The 1039-nt window shown below is 42.8% G+C and carries 1 protein-coding gene; it reads left to right on the top strand.

Annotated features, from left to right (window positions below):
- The first annotated feature begins 40 nt into the window (after positions 1–40).
- Complete coding sequence (locus CXF95_RS26235) at positions 41–997, top strand: IS1595 family transposase (protein ID WP_198556578.1); 957 nt, start codon at positions 41–43, stop codon at positions 995–997.
- Positions 998–1039: the final 42 nt, after the last annotated feature.

Raw genomic sequence — 1039 nt, 5'->3', positions numbered from 1 at the left:
AGGGGTATCCACTTAGCTCCACCTATGTCAATATGTAGTGGTGGCTATTTCATCAAATTCACTAAAATCAGGTAGAGATTATCCCGGAAATTGGACTCAGTTTTTACAATGGTTTCCGGATGATAATGCATGCCTTCAGTTTCTGGAGCACTTACGTTGGCCCTCTGGTTTTGTATGCCCACGTTGTCTCAAATTATCCAAACCTTATCACTTAACTCGCGGTCGAATGATGTGTTCTATATGTCGATATCAAGGCACGGTGACAGCAGGAACACTATTTGAAAAAAGCCGAACTCCCTTAACTAATTGGTTTGCCGCAGCTTGGTATATCACTAATGAAAAGCACGGAGTGAGTGCGTTAGGTCTGCAAAGGTTACTTGGGTTAGGTAGTTATCAAACTGCATGGACAATGTTACATCGTTACCGGCGGGCGATGGTCAACCCCAGTCGCGGAAAATTATCAGGTATTGTCGAAGTAGATGAAACCTACGTGGGTGGCGCTGATAAAGCCAAAACCCGTGCTCCTTGTGCCCAAAGTAAGAAATCAATTGTGGCGATAGCGGTTGAAATTAAAAAGCCCAAGGGATTTGGCAGAATAAGGTTAAAACGTATTGAAGCGGCAACGCAAGTTCAATTGCATTCGTTTATACAAGAAACGATAGAGCCCGGTTCAGTCGTCCAAACAGATGGTTCAAGTGCCTATCATAGAATTTATGAGCTTGGTTATGAGCGTAATAAGTTGGTTCAACTTGGGTCTAAAGAGCCTGCTCATGAGACGCTAGTCGGTGTGCATAGAGTCGCTTCACTATTGAAAAGATGGATATTAGGAACTCATCAAGGCTCAGTAGGGCATGAACATTTAGATAGTTATCTCGACGAATATGCCTTTCGTTTTAATCGTCGAGCATCTAATTCACGTGGTTTACTATTTTATAGATTGCTTGAACAAGCGGTGGTTACACCGCCCGTTAGTTATGAAAATATCAAAAAGCGCTAAACACAACATGTAGTGGGTAGTGGAGCTAACAGGATACCCCTT

Origin of the sequence: Paraglaciecola sp. MB-3u-78 (assembly GCF_002835935.1) — a bacterium.
Taxonomy (GTDB): domain Bacteria; phylum Pseudomonadota; class Gammaproteobacteria; order Enterobacterales; family Alteromonadaceae; genus Paraglaciecola.
This window is presented reverse-complemented; position numbering and strand designations above follow the sequence as displayed.